The sequence below is a fragment of the Streptomyces vulcanius genome (assembly GCF_042653945.1).
Taxonomy (GTDB): Bacteria; Actinomycetota; Actinomycetes; order Streptomycetales; family Streptomycetaceae; genus Streptomyces; species Streptomyces mangrovi.
The window spans coordinates 368484-384487 of the sequence record NZ_JBHSFK010000001.1; the positions used below are offsets into that span (position 1 = coordinate 368484).

A 16004-nucleotide genomic window follows, 5' to 3' on the forward strand; every position below is an offset into this window, starting at 1 on the left:
CAGAGGCTCCGTGGGGTACTGCGGAGGGCGAAGCCGGGCGGAAGTGACGGGGGTGAGTCTCCTGCCGGTGCTGAGCTATCCGACGGTGACCGAACTGAACTCCTTCGCCCGGGCGCTGGCCGCGCGCCGGCCCGGTCTGTGCGCGGTGCGCCAGGTGGGGCTCTCCCGCGCGGGACGGCCCCTGTACCTGCTGTCCGTGGGACACGCGCGGCGTGCCGTGCTGGTCGTCGCGGGCGCCCACGCCAACGAGCCGACGGGCGGTTCGACCCTGCTGGCGCTGGCCGACCGGGTGCTGCAGGACCGGGTTCTGCGCAGCGGCACCTCGTGGCACTTCCTGCTGTGCGCGGACCCGGACGGGGCGAGTCTGCACGTCACCCCGGCGCCGCGCAGTCTGCTGGAGTACCACCTGGGGTTCTTCCGGCCCGCGGGCCCGGAGCAGCCGGAGTGGTCGCCCGCCGTGCTGCCGCCCGACCGGCTGCCGCCGGAGACGCGGGCGCTGACCCGGGTCATCGACGAGCTGCGGCCCTACCTCCAGGTGACCCTGCACGGCACGGATCTGGGCGGCAGCTGGGTGCAGTTGACGAAGGACATCCCGGGGCTCGCCGAGCCGTTCGGGAAGTCCGCGGCGCAGTTGCGCATCCCGGTGGAGACGGGCGCCTCGGACGCGGCGGGCTGGCCGTCCTCGGGGCCGGGCGTGCATGTGATGCCGGACGCGGCGGCCGGGGTGGCGTACCCGAGCATGCCCGACGACGCGCGGCACAGCACCTGGTACCACGCGCACCGCTACGGCGGTCTGACCGCGGTCGTGGAGGTGCCGATGTGGGCGAGCGACCTGGTGGACGATCCCGCCCCGCATCCCGCGCCGGCCGCGGAGATCCGGCGGCTGGCGGGTCGGCTGCTGCGGGACACCGGGCAGGTGCAGCGGGTCCTGGCGGAGGCGCTGCCGCGGCTGGAAGGCGTCGACGGGCCCCTGCTGAGGGCGGCCAAGTGGGCGCTGGAGCTGGTGCCGGGGCTGGCCGCGGACTGGACGCACACCCCGCCGGCCGACACGACGATGGCGTACGTCGGCAGTGTGGACGCCTTCGCCCGGCGGCTGCCGCTGCGGGCCGCGGCGATGCTGCGGCGGGTCCTTCAGGAGAGCGACGACCACGCGGCGCCGCGTCTGGAGCAGCTCGTGGAGACCTGGAGCGACGCCTTCGCCGAGCGCTTCCACGCCCGCTGGGTGCCCCTGGAGGACCAGGTCGAGCACCAGTCCCGCACGGTCGTCGCGGCGGCCCTGCACGCGCGCGAGGGGTCGGCGTAGGACACGCGCGCGTGTCCTACGCGGCTTTCCCGTGCTCAGCCCCGGATCTCCGGCACCTCCTCGACCTCCGTCTCGTCCAGGGCGAACACCGCGCCCGTCAGCGCGGCCAGCTCGCAGTCGTTGGCGAAGGTTCTGGTGTACCGCACGGACCGGCCGTTCCACAGGCCCTCCGCGCGGGCGGTCACCGGGGCGTACAGCATCGCGCAGATCGCGCCCGGGTTCCCCGGGACCGCGCCCACGTCGCCGCCCGCCCGCGCGAGGTCGGCGCAGGCCTCGACGGCGCGGGAGTGGCCCTGCGGCGGATCGCAGAGGAGCAGGGTGCTGTTGGTTTCTCTGGACTGGGAGGTTCCATGGGTGAGCGTGAGCTGGAGCCAGTTGCCGGGGAGCGAGGAGTCCCGGGAGAGCGCCGTGGCCGGGGCGGCGCCGGCGGCGGCGAGGAGGACGGTGGCGACGGCGACGCGGGCCGCGCGGAGGGACGTGGCGAGGAAGTGGTTCATTCCCGGTGCATCGGCACGGCGGCCTGGGTCCCCCAGTCCGAGTCACCCGATCGCGCGGAAACCCCGTGCCGCCCGGCGAGTTCGAACGCGGCGAGCACCACGCGCGTCTGGTACTCGGCCTGGCGCGCCACCGGGATCCAGCGTGCCTGGCAGTCGTCCTGGTAGTCGGCGCACCAGCCGTCGATCAGCGCGTCCAGCTCGGGCAGTACGCCGGCCGGGTCGCGTCCCGCTCCGGTGACGAGCTGGTGCAGCAGTCCCGCGGTGCGCACGGCGATGCGCCGGCCCGCGATGCGCAGGGCGGTCAGATGGGCGGTGCTGAGCGGCGGCAGCGGCCGGGCGGGGTCGGCGGTGTCGGGGTCCCAGGCGTCGGCGAGGCCGGGGCAGACCAGCAGGTAGTCGTCGACGGGCGCGAGCAGCCGGGCCGCCTCGGGGGTGTCCGCGGTGTGCGGTCCGACCCGGGCGAGGATACGTTCCAGCACCTGTCCGTCGCGGCGCAGCGCGTCGCTGACGGCGTGCAGCACCCCGTCCCGGTCTGCGGGCGGGGAGCCGTCCTCGACGGCGGCGACACCCCACATGGGCGCCTCGACGACCGCGGTGACGGTGCCGTGCCGGTGCGGGTGGTACCAGGTGGACTCGACGGCGGCCTCGGTGATGGCGGCGGCGAGGTCGCGCGGGTGCGGCGGCGGGATCCGGTAGACGGCGGGGCCGAGCCCCGGCCAGTAGAGGGTGTCGTACGCCCCGAGTTCGCGCGGGATGCCGAGCCGGGCGGCGGCGTGGGCCATGCGGCGGTCGAGGCCGGGCAGGTCGCGGGTGAGTTCGACGAAGCCGCCGCCGACGTCGACGCCGTGCAGCGAGCACTGGAAGAAAGGTTTCAGTTCGTCCTGGAGGCGGAGCAGTGCCCGGGTCTCCGGCAGCGCGGCACCGGCCGCGCCGTCGGGCAGCCACTCGGGCTGTTCCAGGAAGCCGGGCCGGAAGAAGTGCCGGAAGTAGCGCCCGAGGCTGTAGGGGCCGGACAGCCAGCCCTCGTTGCGGCGCAGGCCGTCGGGGTCCAGGCAGAGCAGCAGGTTCCAGGTGGCGTCGGCACCCTCGGTGAGCCGGGGGTCGGCGAGGAGCCGTTCGGCCAGTCTGAGGACGGTGGCGCCGCCGACGGGCTCGTTGGCGTGCGGTCCGGCGACGACGAGCACCTGGCGGTCGCCCCGGCCGACGGAGAGCAGCCACATGGGTGTGCCCGCGCGGGACTCCCCGACGCGGCGCAGCCGGGCGTCCCCGGGTCGGCGGGCGGCGAGCGTGGCGGCGCGGGCCGCGAGTTCGTCCACGGTCGGGTAGCGCAGGAGGGGCGGCAGGGCACACCTCCACAGGGCGGCGCCGTCGGTTCACCGGGCGTGTCTGGTGTACGACAGTGAGTCATGGTGCGGGGGTACGTCAACACCGCGACCCATGGGTGCCGCGCGGCTTCAGTTCGCCGAGAGGCGGAACGCCATCCTCCCGAAGGCGACCTGGTCGCCCTCGCGGACCACGGCCGCGCCGGTGACACGGCGTCCGTTGACGGTGGTGCCGTTGGTGGAGCCGAGGTCGCGCAGCACCCACATGCCGCCCTGGCGGCTGAGTTCGGCGTGGACGCGCGAGACGCTCTCGTGGGTCAGCCGCAGGCCGCTCGCCGGGTCGCGGCCGATGCGCAGCACCTGTTCGGTGCCGGGGTGCGGCAGCAGCAGCTTGGGCAGCCGCTCGGCCTGCCAGGCCAGGCGCAGCCGGATCGTGAACCCGGAGACGGCCTCGACGGTGCCGAAGACCACGCGGGAGAGGCGGCTCTCCTTGGGCAGGTCGGCGGTGAGCGCGACCAGTTCGTCGGAGCGGCGGGCGACGAGCGCGAGTTCCATACGGCGTACGAAGGTGTCGTGCGAGAGGCGGCCCATGGCGACGCCGTCCCGGAGCACCTTCAGCGCCTTGTCGCGCTCCGCGTCGGAGAGCCGCGCGGGGTACGTGTTGAACTCGAATGACGACGTCACGCAGGTGATTGTCGGTCAGTGAACCCCGGGTGTCCAGAAAACGGGAAAACGCCCAAGGCAGGACGGCCGGGACGCGCACCCCGCGCGCGTGGCCCACGACACCCCGCACGATGGGGGTGTTCCGAGGCGGCCGGCCCCCGTTTGGAGCACGATGGTCGGGCTACCTCACGGTGAGCAGACGAAGGGGACGCGTCCGTGCAGTTCGAGGTGTGGGCACCGCAGGCAGAGCGGGTGACGCTGACGTGCGACGGCGTCGCGCGCGCGTTGGAGCGCGATCCGGGGCGGGCGGGGTGGTGGACCGGCGAGGCGGAGGCCGCGGACGGTTCGCGGTACGGCTTCGCGGTGGACGACGGCCCGGTCCGCCCGGACCCGCGCTCGCGCCGCCAGCCGGAAGGGCCCGACGAGTTGAGCGCGGTCGTCGACCAGAGCCGGTACGCGTGGCGCGTGCCGTGGCCGGGACGGCCGCTGCCGGGGGCGGTCCTGTACGAGCTGCACGTGGGCACCTACACCCCCGAGGGCACCCTGGACGCGGCGGCCGGGCGCCTGGAGCATCTCGCCGGGCTCGGCGTCACGCACGTCGAGCTGATGCCGCTGTGTCCGTTCCCGGGCCGGCACGGCTGGGGGTACGACGGGGTCGGCCCGTGGGCGGTGCACGAGCCGTACGGCGGGCCCGAGGCGCTGAAGCGGTTCGTGGACCGGGCGCACGAACTGGGGCTCGGCGTGGTCCTGGACGTCGTACACAACCATCTGGGGCCGTCCGGGAACTACCTGCCGGAGTTCGGGCCGTACTTCACGGAGCGCCACCACACGCCGTGGGGTGCGGCCGTGAACCTGGACGCGCCCGGTTCGGACGAGGTGCGGGCGTACTTCGTGGGCAGCGCGCTGGCGTGGCTGCGGGACTTCCGGCTGGACGGGCTGCGGCTCGACGCGGTGCACGAGCTGGCGGACACACGCGCGTACCACTTCCTGGAGGAGCTGTCGGCGGCGGTGGACGCCCTCGCCGCGGAGACGGGCCGGCCGCTGTTCCTGATCGCCGAGGCGGACCTCAACGACCCCCGCCTGGTGACGTCCCGCAAGGAGGGCGGGCTCGGGCTGCACGCGCAGTGGAACGACGACTTCCACCACGCCCTGCACACCGCGCTCACCGGCGAGTCCCAGGGCTACTACGCCGACTTCGCGCGGGACCCGTTCGCCGCCCTCGCCAGGACCCTCACCGGCGGCTACTTCCACGACGGCACGTACTCGGCCTTCCGGGGCCGCCGCCACGGAAGGGCGCTGGACCGGTCGCGGGTGCCCGCGCACCGCCTCCTCGGCTACTCCCAGACCCACGACCAGGTCGGCAACCGGGCCCAGGGCGACCGCCTCGCGGCGGCCCTCTCCCCCGGGCTGCTCGCCTGCGCGGCGGCCCTGACGCTCACGGGGCCGTTCACGCCGATGCTGTTCATGGGCGAGGAGTGGGCGGCGGGCACGCCCTGGCAGTACTTCACCGACCACACCGACCCGGAGCTCGCCGAGGCCGTACGGCGGGGCAGACGGCGGGAGTTCGCGGCGCACGGCTGGGCCGAGGAGGACGTACCCGATCCGCAGGACCCGGCGACCCGCGACCGCTCCTGCCTGGACTGGTCGGAGCCGGAACGCGAGCCCCACGCGCGCGTGCTGGCCTGGTACCGCGAGCTGATCGCCCTGCGGCACGGCCAGCCCGATCTCACGGATCCCGACCTCTCCGACATCAAGGTCGCCCACGACGCCTCGGCCCGCTGGCTGGCGTTCCGGCGCGGGGACGTACGGGTGGCCGTGAACCTGGGCAAGGAGCCCGCGGCGATCCCGCTGGGCCCCCGTCCGGCCCGGGTCCTGGCGGCGTGGGAGCCGGTCCGGGCGCCGGGCGGGGACGGCCTGCTGCGCGTGCCCGCGGAGTCGTGCGTGGTGCTGGAACAGGACTGACCCGCGCTACGCGCTACTGGTCGTCCTCTCGCAGCTCCGTGACCCGTTCCAGCAGGATCGCCTCCCAGGCCCGGCGCAGTCGGTCGCGCAGGAGGGGCAGCGGCTCGGTGCCGTGGCCTTCGAGGCGGTCCGCGAGGTGGACGACGGTGTCGCAGCGGGCGAGCCACAGGCCGCGCAGACAGGGGCGGGCGCCGTAGCCGGCGAGGGTGGCGGCACGGACGGCGGCGCCGGAGCCGACGGCGAGGGCGAGCCCGGCGATGTCCTCGGCGGGGTCCCCGAGCACCGCGTCCGTCCAGTCGAGGACGCCGCGCACCCGGCCGTCGGCGCTCACCACCAGGTGCTCGCCGCGGAGTTGGTGGTGGACGAGCACGGCGATGGCGGGCTGCGCGGCGAGTTGGACCGCGCCGGGCGGGGTGAGCTGGTCGAGGCGAGGGGGGTCGAACTCGTCGGCGCGGGCGAGACGTTGTGCCGCCGCCACGGCCATGCGGCGCAGCGCGTCGAGGGAGCGCGGAGCGGCTCGTGGCACCCCGAGCGTCTCGGCCTGACGGGACGTCACTTCCCTTAGTCCGCCTAGCAGTCCGGCGAGGTCGGCCTCGCCGACGGCCGACACGTCGTGCTCCTCGGCGGTGCCGCCGGGCACCAAGGCGTCCAGGGTGTAGACCAGCCCGGGCGACCATTCGCCGTGCGCCACGCTGGTCGGCACGGCGACCGGCACATGCGGCCGTACGAGGTCGCGCAGCCGCAGCTCGCGGCGCCGGCGCAGGTCCGCCTCGCGGTCGCGGGCGAGGCGCAGCACATGGCGGGTGCCGACCCACCAGGTCCAGGGCCCGCCGTCGTCGGCGACGGGCCGCACATCGGGGCCCGGGCCGCCGGGGGCGCCCTGCTCGAGGAGCGCGCGGACGATCCGGCGGACGGTGTCCGCGGTGGGTGTCGGTGCCTGGGTCATGGTCGCGCCGTTGCCGTTCGGGTCGGGGGAGTCAGTCCACGGTCACCAGCTCGCGGGTGGTGTCGTTGAGGCGCCGGCCGCCGTCCTCGGTGACGGTGACGATGTCCTCGATACGCACCCCGAACCGCCCGGGAAGGTACACGCCGGGCTCCACGGAGAAGCACATTCCGGGCACCAGGGGCTGTTCCTCGCCCTCGATCATGTACGGCGGCTCGTGCGTGGTGACGCCGATGCCGTGGCCGGTGCGGTGGACGAAGTACTCGCCGTACCCGGCGTCGGCGATGACCGCGCGGGCGGCCCGGTCGACCTCCTGGCAGGCGACGCCGGGCCGTACGGCCCGGAAGCCGGCCTCCTGGGCCGCGCGGACCAGGTCGTGGACCCGCCGCTCCTCGTCGGTGGGCTCGCCCACGTGCACGGTGCGTGAGGTGTCGGAGCCGTAGCCGTCCTTGAGCCCGCCGAAGTCGAGGACGACCATGTCGCCGCGTTCGATGACGCGGTCGCCGACCTCGTGGTGCGGGTTGGCGCCGTTGGGCCCGGAGGCGACGATGGTGAAGTCGACCTGCGAGTGCCCGAACCGGCGCAGCAGGCCGGCGAGGTCCGCGCCGACCTCCCGCTCCCGGCGGCCGGCGAAGGGCACCTTCCGGATCTCCTCGAACGCCCGGTCGGCCGCCGCTCCCGCGGCTGCCATCAGCTCCAGTTCGGCCGCGTCCTTGACGGCCCGCAGCATGGGCAGGGCCTCGGTGAGGGAGGCGTACGAGGTGCCGGGCAGGGCCCGCTGGAGGCCCAGCAGGTGCATCGCCCAGGCGTTGTCGCTGACCCCGAAGCGCCCGTCGGTGTCGAGAAGGCCGGCGGTGACCGCGTACGGGTCCCTGCCGTCGGTCCAGTCCCGCAGGGTCAGGGCGGGGGCCCCGGTGGCCTTGGCGGCGTCGGGGGCCTCCAGGGTCGGGACGACGAGTACGGGGTCCCGGCCGGGGGCGAGGACCAGCAGGGTGAGCCGTTCGGTGGCCGCGGGGGGTGTGTAGCCGGTGAGCCAGACCAGGTCGGGGCCGGGTGCCACGAGGAGTCCGGCGAGTCCGGCGTCGGCGGCCTCGCGCGCGGCCCGTGCCATACGGGCCCGGTAGTCGTCGGTGGTGAAGGGCGCGGGCGCGGTGCCGGTCATCCGGGTCTCCCTCTCTGACTGTCCACCTGAAGTTCACGGTGACTACGGGAGCATCCTGCCCGGACGGCGCGGGCGGCGCGAGCCGGTTTGCCCGGGGACCTGGGCGGCCCGCGCCGGCGCACGGACGTGCCGGAGCCGGTGCGGGCCGTGGCGGAGTCCGCCGTGGCGGCGCGCTAGGCGACGCGGACCGGTGCGGCCGGGGCGCGGTCCGGGAGGAAGCCGTGGGTGCGGCGGGCCAGGTGGGCAGGCTTGTAGCGGTCGACCTCGCGGTGCCAGTGCAGGATGCCCGCCATCCAGTTCTGGAGGTCGGTCACATAGTGCCCCATGGCCTCGCGGGCACCGGCGGAGAGGCCGAGGTCGTCGTAGAGGACGGGCAGCTCGTGGGCCACGATGTGCTGGAACTGCCGCATCCGCTGGGTCATCAGGTCGTCGACGATACCGAGCGCGGTCGGGTAGTCGCAGCCGAAGAAGGTCTGCACGACGAGGATCGCGTTGTGCATCTCGCCCTCGTACTCGATCTCCTTCTGGTACGAGAAGACGTCGTTGATGAGCCAGCCGTAGTCGATGGCGGCGTTCTCCAGCGCCTGGACGGGGCCGGTGCGGTAGATCTCGGGCGGGATCGCGGGTCCCGCGCCCATCCGGCACATGCTCAGGGTGAGGTCGGAGCCGAAGGTGGCGCGGCGCATCTCCAGGTAGTCGATCGGGTCGGGAACCCGGTTCTGGAGCTGGTTGGACAGCTCCCACACCCAGGCCTCGGTCATCTTGTCGACCGCCGCGCGCAGGGTGCGCCGCTGGTCGGGGGTCATACCGGTGGTGGTGCGGGCCCACAGGTCGATCAGGCCGCGTTCCATGCCGTTGACGGGGACGAGGGGCACCGGCTCGCCGTCCACGGGCATGCAGGCCGACAGCCGGGCCGTGGTGACGCGGGCGGCGGCCAGGTCGCGGCGGGCGCCGAAGTACAACGGGTAGTAGTCGTCGCCGTAGGTGCCCCAGGCGAGCCACGCGGCGCTGAGGTCGAGGGCCTCGGGGGTGGCGTCCGGGTCGAGGCCGGCGGAGCAGAGGGGGAGGTCGGCCGCGGCGAGCCTGTCCTCGTCCCAGACGCCCTCCTCCAGCATGCCCATGGCGTGCATCCAGGCGGTCAGCCGCGGCCTGGACGCCTCCAGGTGCGGGCAGAGCTCGACGGCGAAGGGCATGTGGAAGTCGGGCAGCAGGGACGGGCCGACCTTCTGGAAGGGCACGTGCGCGTACCCGCGAAGACGCTCGGCGGCGGCCGAGGCGAGCAGTGCCACCACGTCGGCGGCGGAGGTGCCGGGGCCGGTCAGCTTCTGCCAGGGGGCGACGGAAACGGCCCGGTCGTTCATGTAGCGGCTGGAGCGCATGTGCCACTCGTGGCCGCCGGACTGCCAGTCCTGCAGGCCCTTGGTGTACGCGGCCACGGCGGCCACCTCGTCCGGGCGCAGCCCCTTCTCGACCGCCAGCGCGGGCACCTCGGTGAACGCCGTGTGCTCGAACTGGTGCAGCCGGGAGGTGAGGATGTCGTTGACGGTGTCGGCGGCCTCCTGGGTGGTGCAGCCGAAGAAGGTCTCCAGGACGAGCACGCCGTTGCTGTTCTCGCCCTCGTCCTGGACCTCGCGCTGGTAGGAGAACAGGTCGTTGCGCAGGTGCACGCCGTCGGAGAAGGTCTCCATCAGCACCCGCAGCGGCCTCGTGCCGGCGACGGCCGCGGGGACCTCGGCGGTGGCGTACTCCACGAGCCCCGCCGACCAGGGGGCGCCGCCCACCTTGCGGCGCATCTCGATGTACTCGACGGGGTTGGCGATCCGCCCCTCGTCGATGTTGGACAGCTCCCACATCGACTCGTTGAGCAGATGTTCCGTCGCCACGGCGAAACGGCGCCGCCAGTCCTGCGACATGGCCGGCACGGTGCGCGCCCACAGGTCCCGCAGGCCCGCCTCGACCGGGTTGAGCGGTTCGGGCACGGGCGTCGCCAGGTCCAGCGGCATGAACAGCGGGAGGCGGTCCAGATGGGCCTTGCCCGCGGCGCGGTCGGGGGTGCGCTTGTACATGTCGAGGAAGTGGTCGTCGAAGAAGAACACCCACACGTACCAGTCGGTGATCAGCGACAGCGCGGGGCCGTCGCAGTCGGGGTGAGTGTAGGCGCAGAGCAGGCCGTAGTCGTGCGCCTCCAGATCGGCCTGGTCCCAGATCCCGGACCCCTCCAGCATGCCCATGTCGCGCGCCCACTCCGTCGAGTGGGCCCGCGCCTGTTCGACATGCGGGTTCAGCCGCGCGGGGTGCGGCAGGTAGAAGTGCGGGAGTTCGAACGGCTGAGTCATGGCCGGGCCCCTACCCGGGGCCTCGGACGGCCATCCACCCGGCCGCACATGATCACACCATCGCGTGAATCGGGCGCGAAACGAGGACTTGCCCAGGAGCTGCCGCGCTCACCCCCGCACCTGGATCAGCGCGTGGGTGCCGCCGGTGCGCCAGCGCCGGCCCTCCGCGGCGTCCAGTGCGGCCTCGGTGTCCGCGGACAGGCCGACGACGACCTCGGACTTGAGGGTGCGCAGGGCCGCGACCGGGCCGGGGAAGTGGGCGGTGACGTCGGCGAAGGGGGTGGTCGCGGGCCATCGCCGGTCGCCCACCAGACGGCGGTAGTTGAGGTCGCCCTTGACGAGGGTCAGGGTCGCCGCGGCGAACTCCGTCCGCAGGTCGTCCGGCATCCGCTCGAACGGCAGCGGGGCGGCGGCGAAGGGGTGGACGCGCACCGTGAGGGTGCCGTCGGCGAGCGCGGCCCAGAGCCGCCTCCCGTACCCGGCGGCGGCGCCCGGCGCGCCCGTCAGCTTCCGGAGCGCGTCGACCACGTCGGCGGGCGTGGCGTCGGAGACGTAGTACGGGTACGGCTTCACGTACAGGACGACCCGGGAGGCCCGGCCGTGGGCGAGGAGGTGGGCGGCGAGCAGGAGGTCGGGGATCAGCTCGCGGCCGGCGTTGTCCGCGACGATGCATACGGTCGACGAGGCGTTGTCCGCGGCCGGCAGCAGTGACCACAGCGTCTCGCTGTCGTCGGCGACCAGTGCCGGTACGGCGGCCCGCTCCTCGGCGTCTGCGTCCGAGAGGCGGAAGCCGAGGTCCGCGCGGTTGCCCCAGAGCGAGCCGTGCAGCAGGGCGTGGGCCCGCTCCTCGGCCGGCCGTGCTTCGAGGCGATCGAGTACGGCCAGTTCCTCACCGGTCTCGGGCGCGTCGAGCTCGGCGAGCTTGGAGGGGCGGAAGGGGTCGATGCCCTGCCAGGGGCCGGGGCCGAAGTAGCCGACGGCTTCGAGGAGCCGGCGGTAGAAGTAGCTCTCCGACCACAGCCACGGCGCGTCGAACCAGGGCCGGCCCGACCAGTCGTCCAGTCCCCACGCCCGCCAGAGCCTCCCGTCGTGGGCGTCCGCGGGAAGCGGTTCCAGTACGCCCTCGAGGCAGCTCGCCAGCAGCGCGTCCAGGGCGCGGTGCACTCCGGGGTCGTAGGGGAAGGCGTCCCGTACCTGCCGGATGATCGCCGGGTGCCGTTCGGCGAGGACACTGCGGGGGAACGAGCCGGGCTCGTCGCCGAGGATCTCGGGCGGCGGGGCGGGGGTGTCGGGCATACGGATCACCGTATCGCGGGTCCCGAGGCACCCCTTCTCCCACCGCCGTACCGGTCAGCCCATCATGATCTCCCGCTCCAGGCGGGCCGCCAGGCTCAGATAGCGGGGGCGGCGCGGGACCGGGACCAGACCGCGGATGAGGACGTACCACATCTCGGCCATGCGGCGCGGGAGCCGGGTCGCGGGTTCGCGGGAGCGGCCCACCACGCGCGTGCCGACGAAGAAACACACCAGCGAGTGCGCGATGGCGTCGATGTCGACGTCCGAGTGGATGTCGGACTCCCTGACCGCGCCGACGAGCCGACGGCTCATCAACTCCAGCCATTCCGCGAAGGGATGGCGCAGCGGCGGTTTCACCGGGACTCCCCCGGTGGCGAGCCGGAGCCCCGCGCGGGCGATCGGGCCCTCGACCGAAAGCCGCGCGAGGCCGAACGTGAGGCGGATCAGTGCTTCCAGCGCCGGGTAGCCGCGGTCGTCGATCTCGACCGCGACCCGGCGCGAGGCCTGGGACTGCAACTCCATGATGGCGTGGGCCAGATCCTCCTTGGCCGCGAAGTGGAAGTAGAGAGCGCCCTTGGTGACCCGGGCGTGCTCGACGATCTCACTGAGGCTGGTCGACTCGTAGCCCCGCTGGTCGAACAGATCGGCAGCGGCCGTGATGATCGTCGCGCGGGTCTGCTCCGCGCGTAACTGCCTCGCCATCGAGTGGACTCTCCCGGGCCGGTAAAGAACAGGTCACGCCGTTTGTTTCTTACCCCTCGTACACAATAGCTCACGGTGTGCCGGTACCCACCAGGCATTCGAAGACGGTCGACTCCCCCTGCGTTCCCACGACTTGCACATCGGATCCGGGTTCGCCCGTGGCCCCGATCCAGATGGGTACGTCCAGCTCGGCGTACCGGTGGAAGACGGCGCGGTACGCCACCGGTGACGGGCCGTCGGGTCTTCGGAGGCGGGCGGCCTGGCGGGCGGCCTCCAGCAGGAGCATGCCGGGCACATGATCAAGCGGGTGATCGAAGAAAACGGGGTGTGCGGTATCTACTCGCAGCTGCCGGCGCCCCGTCCCGTCCGCCGGAGCGAGGACCACGTCGGTCGGCAGCGCGCGGTCCACGGCCTCCGGCGCGAGGCCGGGCGGGAGCGGTACGACGGTCACCGCGCCGGCGGTACGGCCGCCGCGCAGCCTGCGGTAGACCGGCACGGCGACACAGGTGAAGGCGACGTCCGCGGCGCCCACGACCTCGCTGTCCCGCAGCACGCGCGCGGTGTAGCGGGCCCCGGCGAGGCGCCTGCCCCGGTACTGGACGTCGGTGAAGACCAGTTCCACCTCCGGCTCGGCGGGCAGCGGGCCGACCGCCAACTGCCCGGCGACCGTGCCGACCTGGAACTCCTGGAGGACGAACTGGTGGTCCAGGGGCACTCCGTACTCGGTGTGCGAGACGAGCGTGCCCGCCTGCCGGATCGTCTCCACGACCAGCAGCGGGTCGTACGCGGACCAGTCCGGGGACACGTGTAATCCATGCGCCCTGGGCCATTGCGCCGAGACGGTGAACCGGTCGGCGCCGGTGCTCCGCCAGCCGGTGAGGAGGGTCTCCGCGACGGCCGCGCGATGCACCAGTTGGCACGGCACGGTTGCGGTGAAGGACGGAGCGTCGGCAAGCTGCCGAGGTCGAGTCATGTCTCTCCCTACGGTCCCCCGAAGGCCACGGCAGACGGCGAACCGTCCGCTCCGGTAAGCGTTAGAGTACGAGGCGACCGGTTTGTTTTCAATGAGATCAGTCGACGGCATCCTATGATCGGACCGAAGCCGCGGGGCGATCGCGGAATCGGCCAACTCGGTGCCGTTAAGGGGCTCTTATGGCAAAACAGGAGCGCGCCATCAGGACGCGCAGGGCGATCCTGGAGGCGGCCGGCGCGGTCTTCGACGAGCACGGCTACATGTCGACCACCATCGCCATGGTCCTGGAGCGCGCCGAAGTCACCAAGGGCGCCCTGTACTTCCACTTCGCGTCGAAGGAAGCCCTCGCCCGGGCGGTGCTCGACGAGCAGGTCCCGTTCGGCGCGGTGCCGCCGCAGCCGTGCAAGCTGCAGGAGATCGTCGACATGACGTTCGTGGTGGGCCAACGGCTGCTGTACAACAGCCTGTTGAGAGGCAGTGTCCGGCTGGCGGTGGACCAGGAGACGCCGTCCGGCATCGACCACGGCGCGCCGTTCCGGCAGTGGGCGCAGGCGCTCACCAGACTGCTCGAACTGGCCCGCGACCGGGGCGAGCTGCTGCCGACCGTGAAGCCCTCGGAGACGGTGGAACTGCTGGTGGGGTCCTTCACCGGCATCCAGTTGATGTCCCGGGCGCTGACGGACCGCGCGGACCTCGCCGACCGGCTGGCGGTGATGTGGGCGCACATCCTGCCGAGCATCGCGGTGCCCGGACTGCTGCCGGGCCTCGACGCCCGGGCCGACCGGGGTGCGCGGGTGCTGGCCTCACTGGAGGAGCGGGCGGCCTCCTGATTCCGGGAACGAGGAACGGGCGGGCCGGCCGGTGTGTACCCACACCGGCCGGCCCGCCCGCCCGTTCGCTCAGAAGGTCAGCTGCCAGCTGTTGAGGGTGCCGGTGTCCTGCGCGGCCGTGTCCTGGACGCGCAGCTTCCAGGTGCCGTTGGCGGTCTCGCCGGAGGCGTCCACCGTGTAGGTGGTGTTGACGTTGTCCGCGGAGTCGGAGGAGCTCGCGGCCTTCAGGGGGTAGACCGTTCCGTCGGGGGCGACGAGGCCGATCACCAGGTCGCCGCGGTAGGTGTGCGTGATGTTCACGCCGACCGCCAGGGCGCTCGGGGCGCTGCCGCTGCGGCCGCTGACGGCGATGGAGGACTCGATCGCCGCGCCGTTGTCCGGGACGGCGACCGCGGTGGTGCTGGAGAAGGTGGTGCCGCCGGTCGATCCGCCGCCGGAACCTCTCACCGCCGCCACGGTCTTCGCCGCGTCGGCCAGGCCCGCGCCGCAGCCGCCCGAGCAGGCGCCGGGCAGGGCACGGGCGTTGGTCTTGATCGCCGACTCGATCTGGGCCGGGGTCAGCGCGGAGTTCGCCGACTTCATCAGCGCGACCAGGCCCGCGATGTGCGGGGTGGCCATGCTGGTGCCCTGGTAGTAGGCGTACGACTCGCTGGACGCCGTCTTGGTGCCGGAGTTCAGCGTGGACAGGATGCCGTTGGCGGTGCCGGTGCTGGTCTGGCCGCCGGGCGCCGAGATGTCCACCAGGGAACCGTAGTTGGAGTAGGACGCCTTGGCGCCTGCGCGGTTGGTCGCGGCGACCGAGATGACGTTGCTGCAGTTGCCCGGCGAGTGGTTCGCGACGTTGTCGCTCTCGTTGCCCGCGGCCACGACGACGGTCGTGCCCCGGTTCACGGCCGCGGTGATCGCGCTCTGGGTGGCCGAGGTGCAGGCGCCGTCGCCGCCCAGGCTCATGTTGATGACCTTGGCGACGTTGGAGTTGGCGGGCACACCGGAGACGGTGCCGCCGGACGCCCAGGTGATGGCGTCGATGATGTCGGAGTCGTAGCCGCCGCACTTGCCGAGGACGCGCACCGGGGAGATCTTCGCGCCGTAGGCGATGCCCGCGACACCCTTGTTGTTGTTCGTGACGGCGGCGATGGTGCCGGCCACATGGGTGCCGTGCCAGGAGGAGTTGGAGGCCGGGATGCCCGAGCCGCACTCGTTGGCGGCGTAGTAGTCGCCCGGGTCCGCCGGGTTGCTGTCACGGCCGTTGCCGTCCACCGACACGGCGGTGTCGGCGATGAAGTCGTAGCCGCCGACGATGTTCGCGGCGAGGTCGGTGTGGGCGACGTAGCCGGTGTCGATGACGGCGACGGTGACACCGGTGCCGGTCGACGTGGTCCAGGCACCCGGGACGTTCATGCCGGCGGTGGACTCGTAGAGGTCCCACTGCTTGGCGTACTCGGTGTCGTTCGGGTCGGCCTTGGGCTTGTTGAGGCGGTCCGGGACGACGTAGGCGACCTGAGGGTCCGCCTGGTAGTGCGCCACGACGTCGGCGACGTCCGCCCTGGTGAGGTCCGCGCCCAGGTCGACCAGGGCGGCGCCGGTGCCGAGGCGCCGCTGGAAGTCGACGTCCTCGCCGGCCTCCTTGCCCTTGGCTGCGGCGTCGGCCTCGGCGGCCGAGTTCGAAGTGGCCTCGGTGGCACCGGACTTGTAGCCGACGATGAGCCGCTCGGCCGGGGTGCCGGGCGCGGCCTCGGTCTGGGCGGCGGGCACGGCGGAGGCCGGGGAGACGGTTTCCGCGGAGTCGGCGGCGACGGCGGAGGCGGTGGACGCGGCGGTGAGCAGCGCCGCGGAGACTGCCGCGGCGGATATCAGCTTGCGCCGCAGAGCAGGCGAGGTGCGCATGGGCGGGTGCCTTTCGTGGCTCGCTCCGGGCAGGGCGGAGCGGCGGTCGAATCGCTTCGGCGTCGAAGCGGCGGGGGGTTCATCGCGAGGGCCGGCCAGGCGGGGAAGCCGACTCCACCAGGGGTTAC

13 protein-coding genes are annotated in these 16004 nt (G+C 73.2%); 3 read left to right on the forward strand and 10 right to left on the reverse strand.

Features of this window, described 5'->3' with window-relative positions:
* Positions 1-52: 52 nt before the first annotated feature.
* Positions 53-1303, forward strand: a complete 1251-nt coding sequence (locus ACFPIH_RS01600; protein WP_381166431.1) for a M14 family zinc carboxypeptidase — start codon at positions 53-55, stop codon at positions 1301-1303.
* Between the two features lie 35 nt (positions 1304-1338).
* On the opposite strand, the gene ACFPIH_RS01605 is transcribed toward ACFPIH_RS01600, so the two are convergent.
* From ACFPIH_RS01605 to ACFPIH_RS01615, 3 genes are all read right to left on the reverse strand, one after another.
* A complete protein-coding gene (locus tag ACFPIH_RS01605; RefSeq protein WP_381166433.1) occupies positions 1339-1800 on the reverse strand; it encodes an SSI family serine proteinase inhibitor in 462 nt (153 codons plus the stop codon).
* On the reverse strand, positions 1797-3116 hold the full coding sequence (locus ACFPIH_RS01610) for a M14 family zinc carboxypeptidase (RefSeq protein WP_381166435.1): 1320 nt from the start codon (positions 3114-3116) through the stop codon (positions 1797-1799). Before ACFPIH_RS01610 ends, ACFPIH_RS01605 begins: the two co-directional genes overlap by 4 nt.
* Positions 3117-3254: 138 nt before the next feature.
* Positions 3255-3806 carry an FHA domain-containing protein gene (locus ACFPIH_RS01615; protein WP_381166437.1) on the reverse strand — a complete coding sequence of 184 codons (552 nt, stop codon included), beginning with the start codon at positions 3804-3806 and terminating at the stop codon, positions 3255-3257.
* Between the two features lie 195 nt (positions 3807-4001).
* Here ACFPIH_RS01615 and treZ point away from each other — a divergent pair, with 195 nt between their 5' ends.
* Positions 4002-5747: a malto-oligosyltrehalose trehalohydrolase gene (gene treZ / locus ACFPIH_RS01620; RefSeq protein WP_381166439.1), complete on the forward strand. Its 1746-nt coding sequence runs from the start codon at positions 4002-4004 to the stop codon at positions 5745-5747.
* 13 nt (positions 5748-5760) lie between these two features.
* Here treZ and ACFPIH_RS01625 read toward each other — a convergent pair whose 3' ends face one another.
* From ACFPIH_RS01625 to ACFPIH_RS01650, 6 genes are all read right to left on the reverse strand, one after another.
* Positions 5761-6693: an aminoglycoside phosphotransferase family protein gene (locus ACFPIH_RS01625; RefSeq protein WP_381166441.1), complete on the reverse strand. Its 933-nt coding sequence runs from the start codon at positions 6691-6693 to the stop codon at positions 5761-5763.
* Between the two features lie 31 nt (positions 6694-6724).
* Positions 6725-7852, reverse strand: a complete 1128-nt coding sequence (locus tag ACFPIH_RS01630) for an aminopeptidase P family protein (RefSeq protein WP_381166443.1) — start codon at positions 7850-7852, stop codon at positions 6725-6727.
* A gap of 173 nt (positions 7853-8025) precedes the next feature.
* A complete protein-coding gene (gene cyc2, locus ACFPIH_RS01635) occupies positions 8026-10188 on the reverse strand; it encodes a germacradienol/geosmin synthase Cyc2 (protein ID WP_381166445.1) in 2163 nt (720 codons plus the stop codon).
* 108 nt (positions 10189-10296) lie between these two features.
* Positions 10297-11484 carry a damage-control phosphatase ARMT1 family protein gene (locus tag ACFPIH_RS01640; RefSeq protein ID WP_381166447.1) on the reverse strand — a complete coding sequence of 396 codons (1188 nt, stop codon included), beginning with the start codon at positions 11482-11484 and terminating at the stop codon, positions 10297-10299.
* A 54-nt stretch (positions 11485-11538) separates the two neighbouring features.
* On the reverse strand, positions 11539-12186 hold the full coding sequence (locus tag ACFPIH_RS01645; protein WP_381166449.1) for a ScbR family autoregulator-binding transcription factor: 648 nt from the start codon (positions 12184-12186) through the stop codon (positions 11539-11541).
* A gap of 70 nt (positions 12187-12256) precedes the next feature.
* Complete coding sequence (locus ACFPIH_RS01650; RefSeq protein WP_381166451.1) at positions 12257-13159, reverse strand: ScbA/BarX family gamma-butyrolactone biosynthesis protein; 903 nt, start codon at positions 13157-13159, stop codon at positions 12257-12259.
* A 179-nt stretch (positions 13160-13338) separates the two neighbouring features.
* On the opposite strand from ACFPIH_RS01650, the gene ACFPIH_RS01655 reads away from it, so the two are divergent.
* The gene (locus ACFPIH_RS01655; protein ID WP_381166453.1) at positions 13339-13989 is read left to right on the forward strand and encodes a ScbR family autoregulator-binding transcription factor; all 651 of its coding nucleotides are present in this window, start codon (positions 13339-13341) and stop codon (positions 13987-13989) included.
* A gap of 69 nt (positions 13990-14058) precedes the next feature.
* On the opposite strand, the gene ACFPIH_RS01660 is transcribed toward ACFPIH_RS01655, so the two are convergent.
* Positions 14059-15876 (reverse strand): S8 family peptidase, encoded by a 1818-nt coding sequence (locus ACFPIH_RS01660; RefSeq protein ID WP_381166455.1) that lies wholly within the window; start codon positions 15874-15876, stop codon positions 14059-14061.
* Positions 15877-16004: the final 128 nt, after the last annotated feature.

Bases quoted from the DNA above. Each gene is read 5' to 3' on its own strand.
- ACFPIH_RS01625 (WP_381166441.1), bottom strand. From the start codon at position 6,693: ATGACCCAGGCACCGACACCCACCGCGGACACCGTCCGCCGGATCGTC.
- ACFPIH_RS01660 (WP_381166455.1), bottom strand. From the start codon at position 15,876: ATGCGCACCTCGCCTGCTCTGCGGCGCAAGCTGATATCCGCCGCGGCA.
- ACFPIH_RS01605 (WP_381166433.1), bottom strand. From the start codon at position 1,800: ATGAACCACTTCCTCGCCACGTCCCTCCGCGCGGCCCGCGTCGCCGTC.
- ACFPIH_RS01650 (WP_381166451.1), bottom strand. From the start codon at position 13,159: ATGACTCGACCTCGGCAGCTTGCCGACGCTCCGTCCTTCACCGCAACC.
- cyc2 (WP_381166445.1), bottom strand. From the start codon at position 10,188: ATGACTCAGCCGTTCGAACTCCCGCACTTCTACCTGCCGCACCCCGCG.
- ACFPIH_RS01655 (WP_381166453.1), top strand. From the start codon at position 13,339: ATGGCAAAACAGGAGCGCGCCATCAGGACGCGCAGGGCGATCCTGGAG.
- ACFPIH_RS01640 (WP_381166447.1), bottom strand. From the start codon at position 11,484: ATGCCCGACACCCCCGCCCCGCCGCCCGAGATCCTCGGCGACGAGCCC.
- ACFPIH_RS01645 (WP_381166449.1), bottom strand. From the start codon at position 12,186: ATGGCGAGGCAGTTACGCGCGGAGCAGACCCGCGCGACGATCATCACG.
- ACFPIH_RS01630 (WP_381166443.1), bottom strand. From the start codon at position 7,852: ATGACCGGCACCGCGCCCGCGCCCTTCACCACCGACGACTACCGGGCC.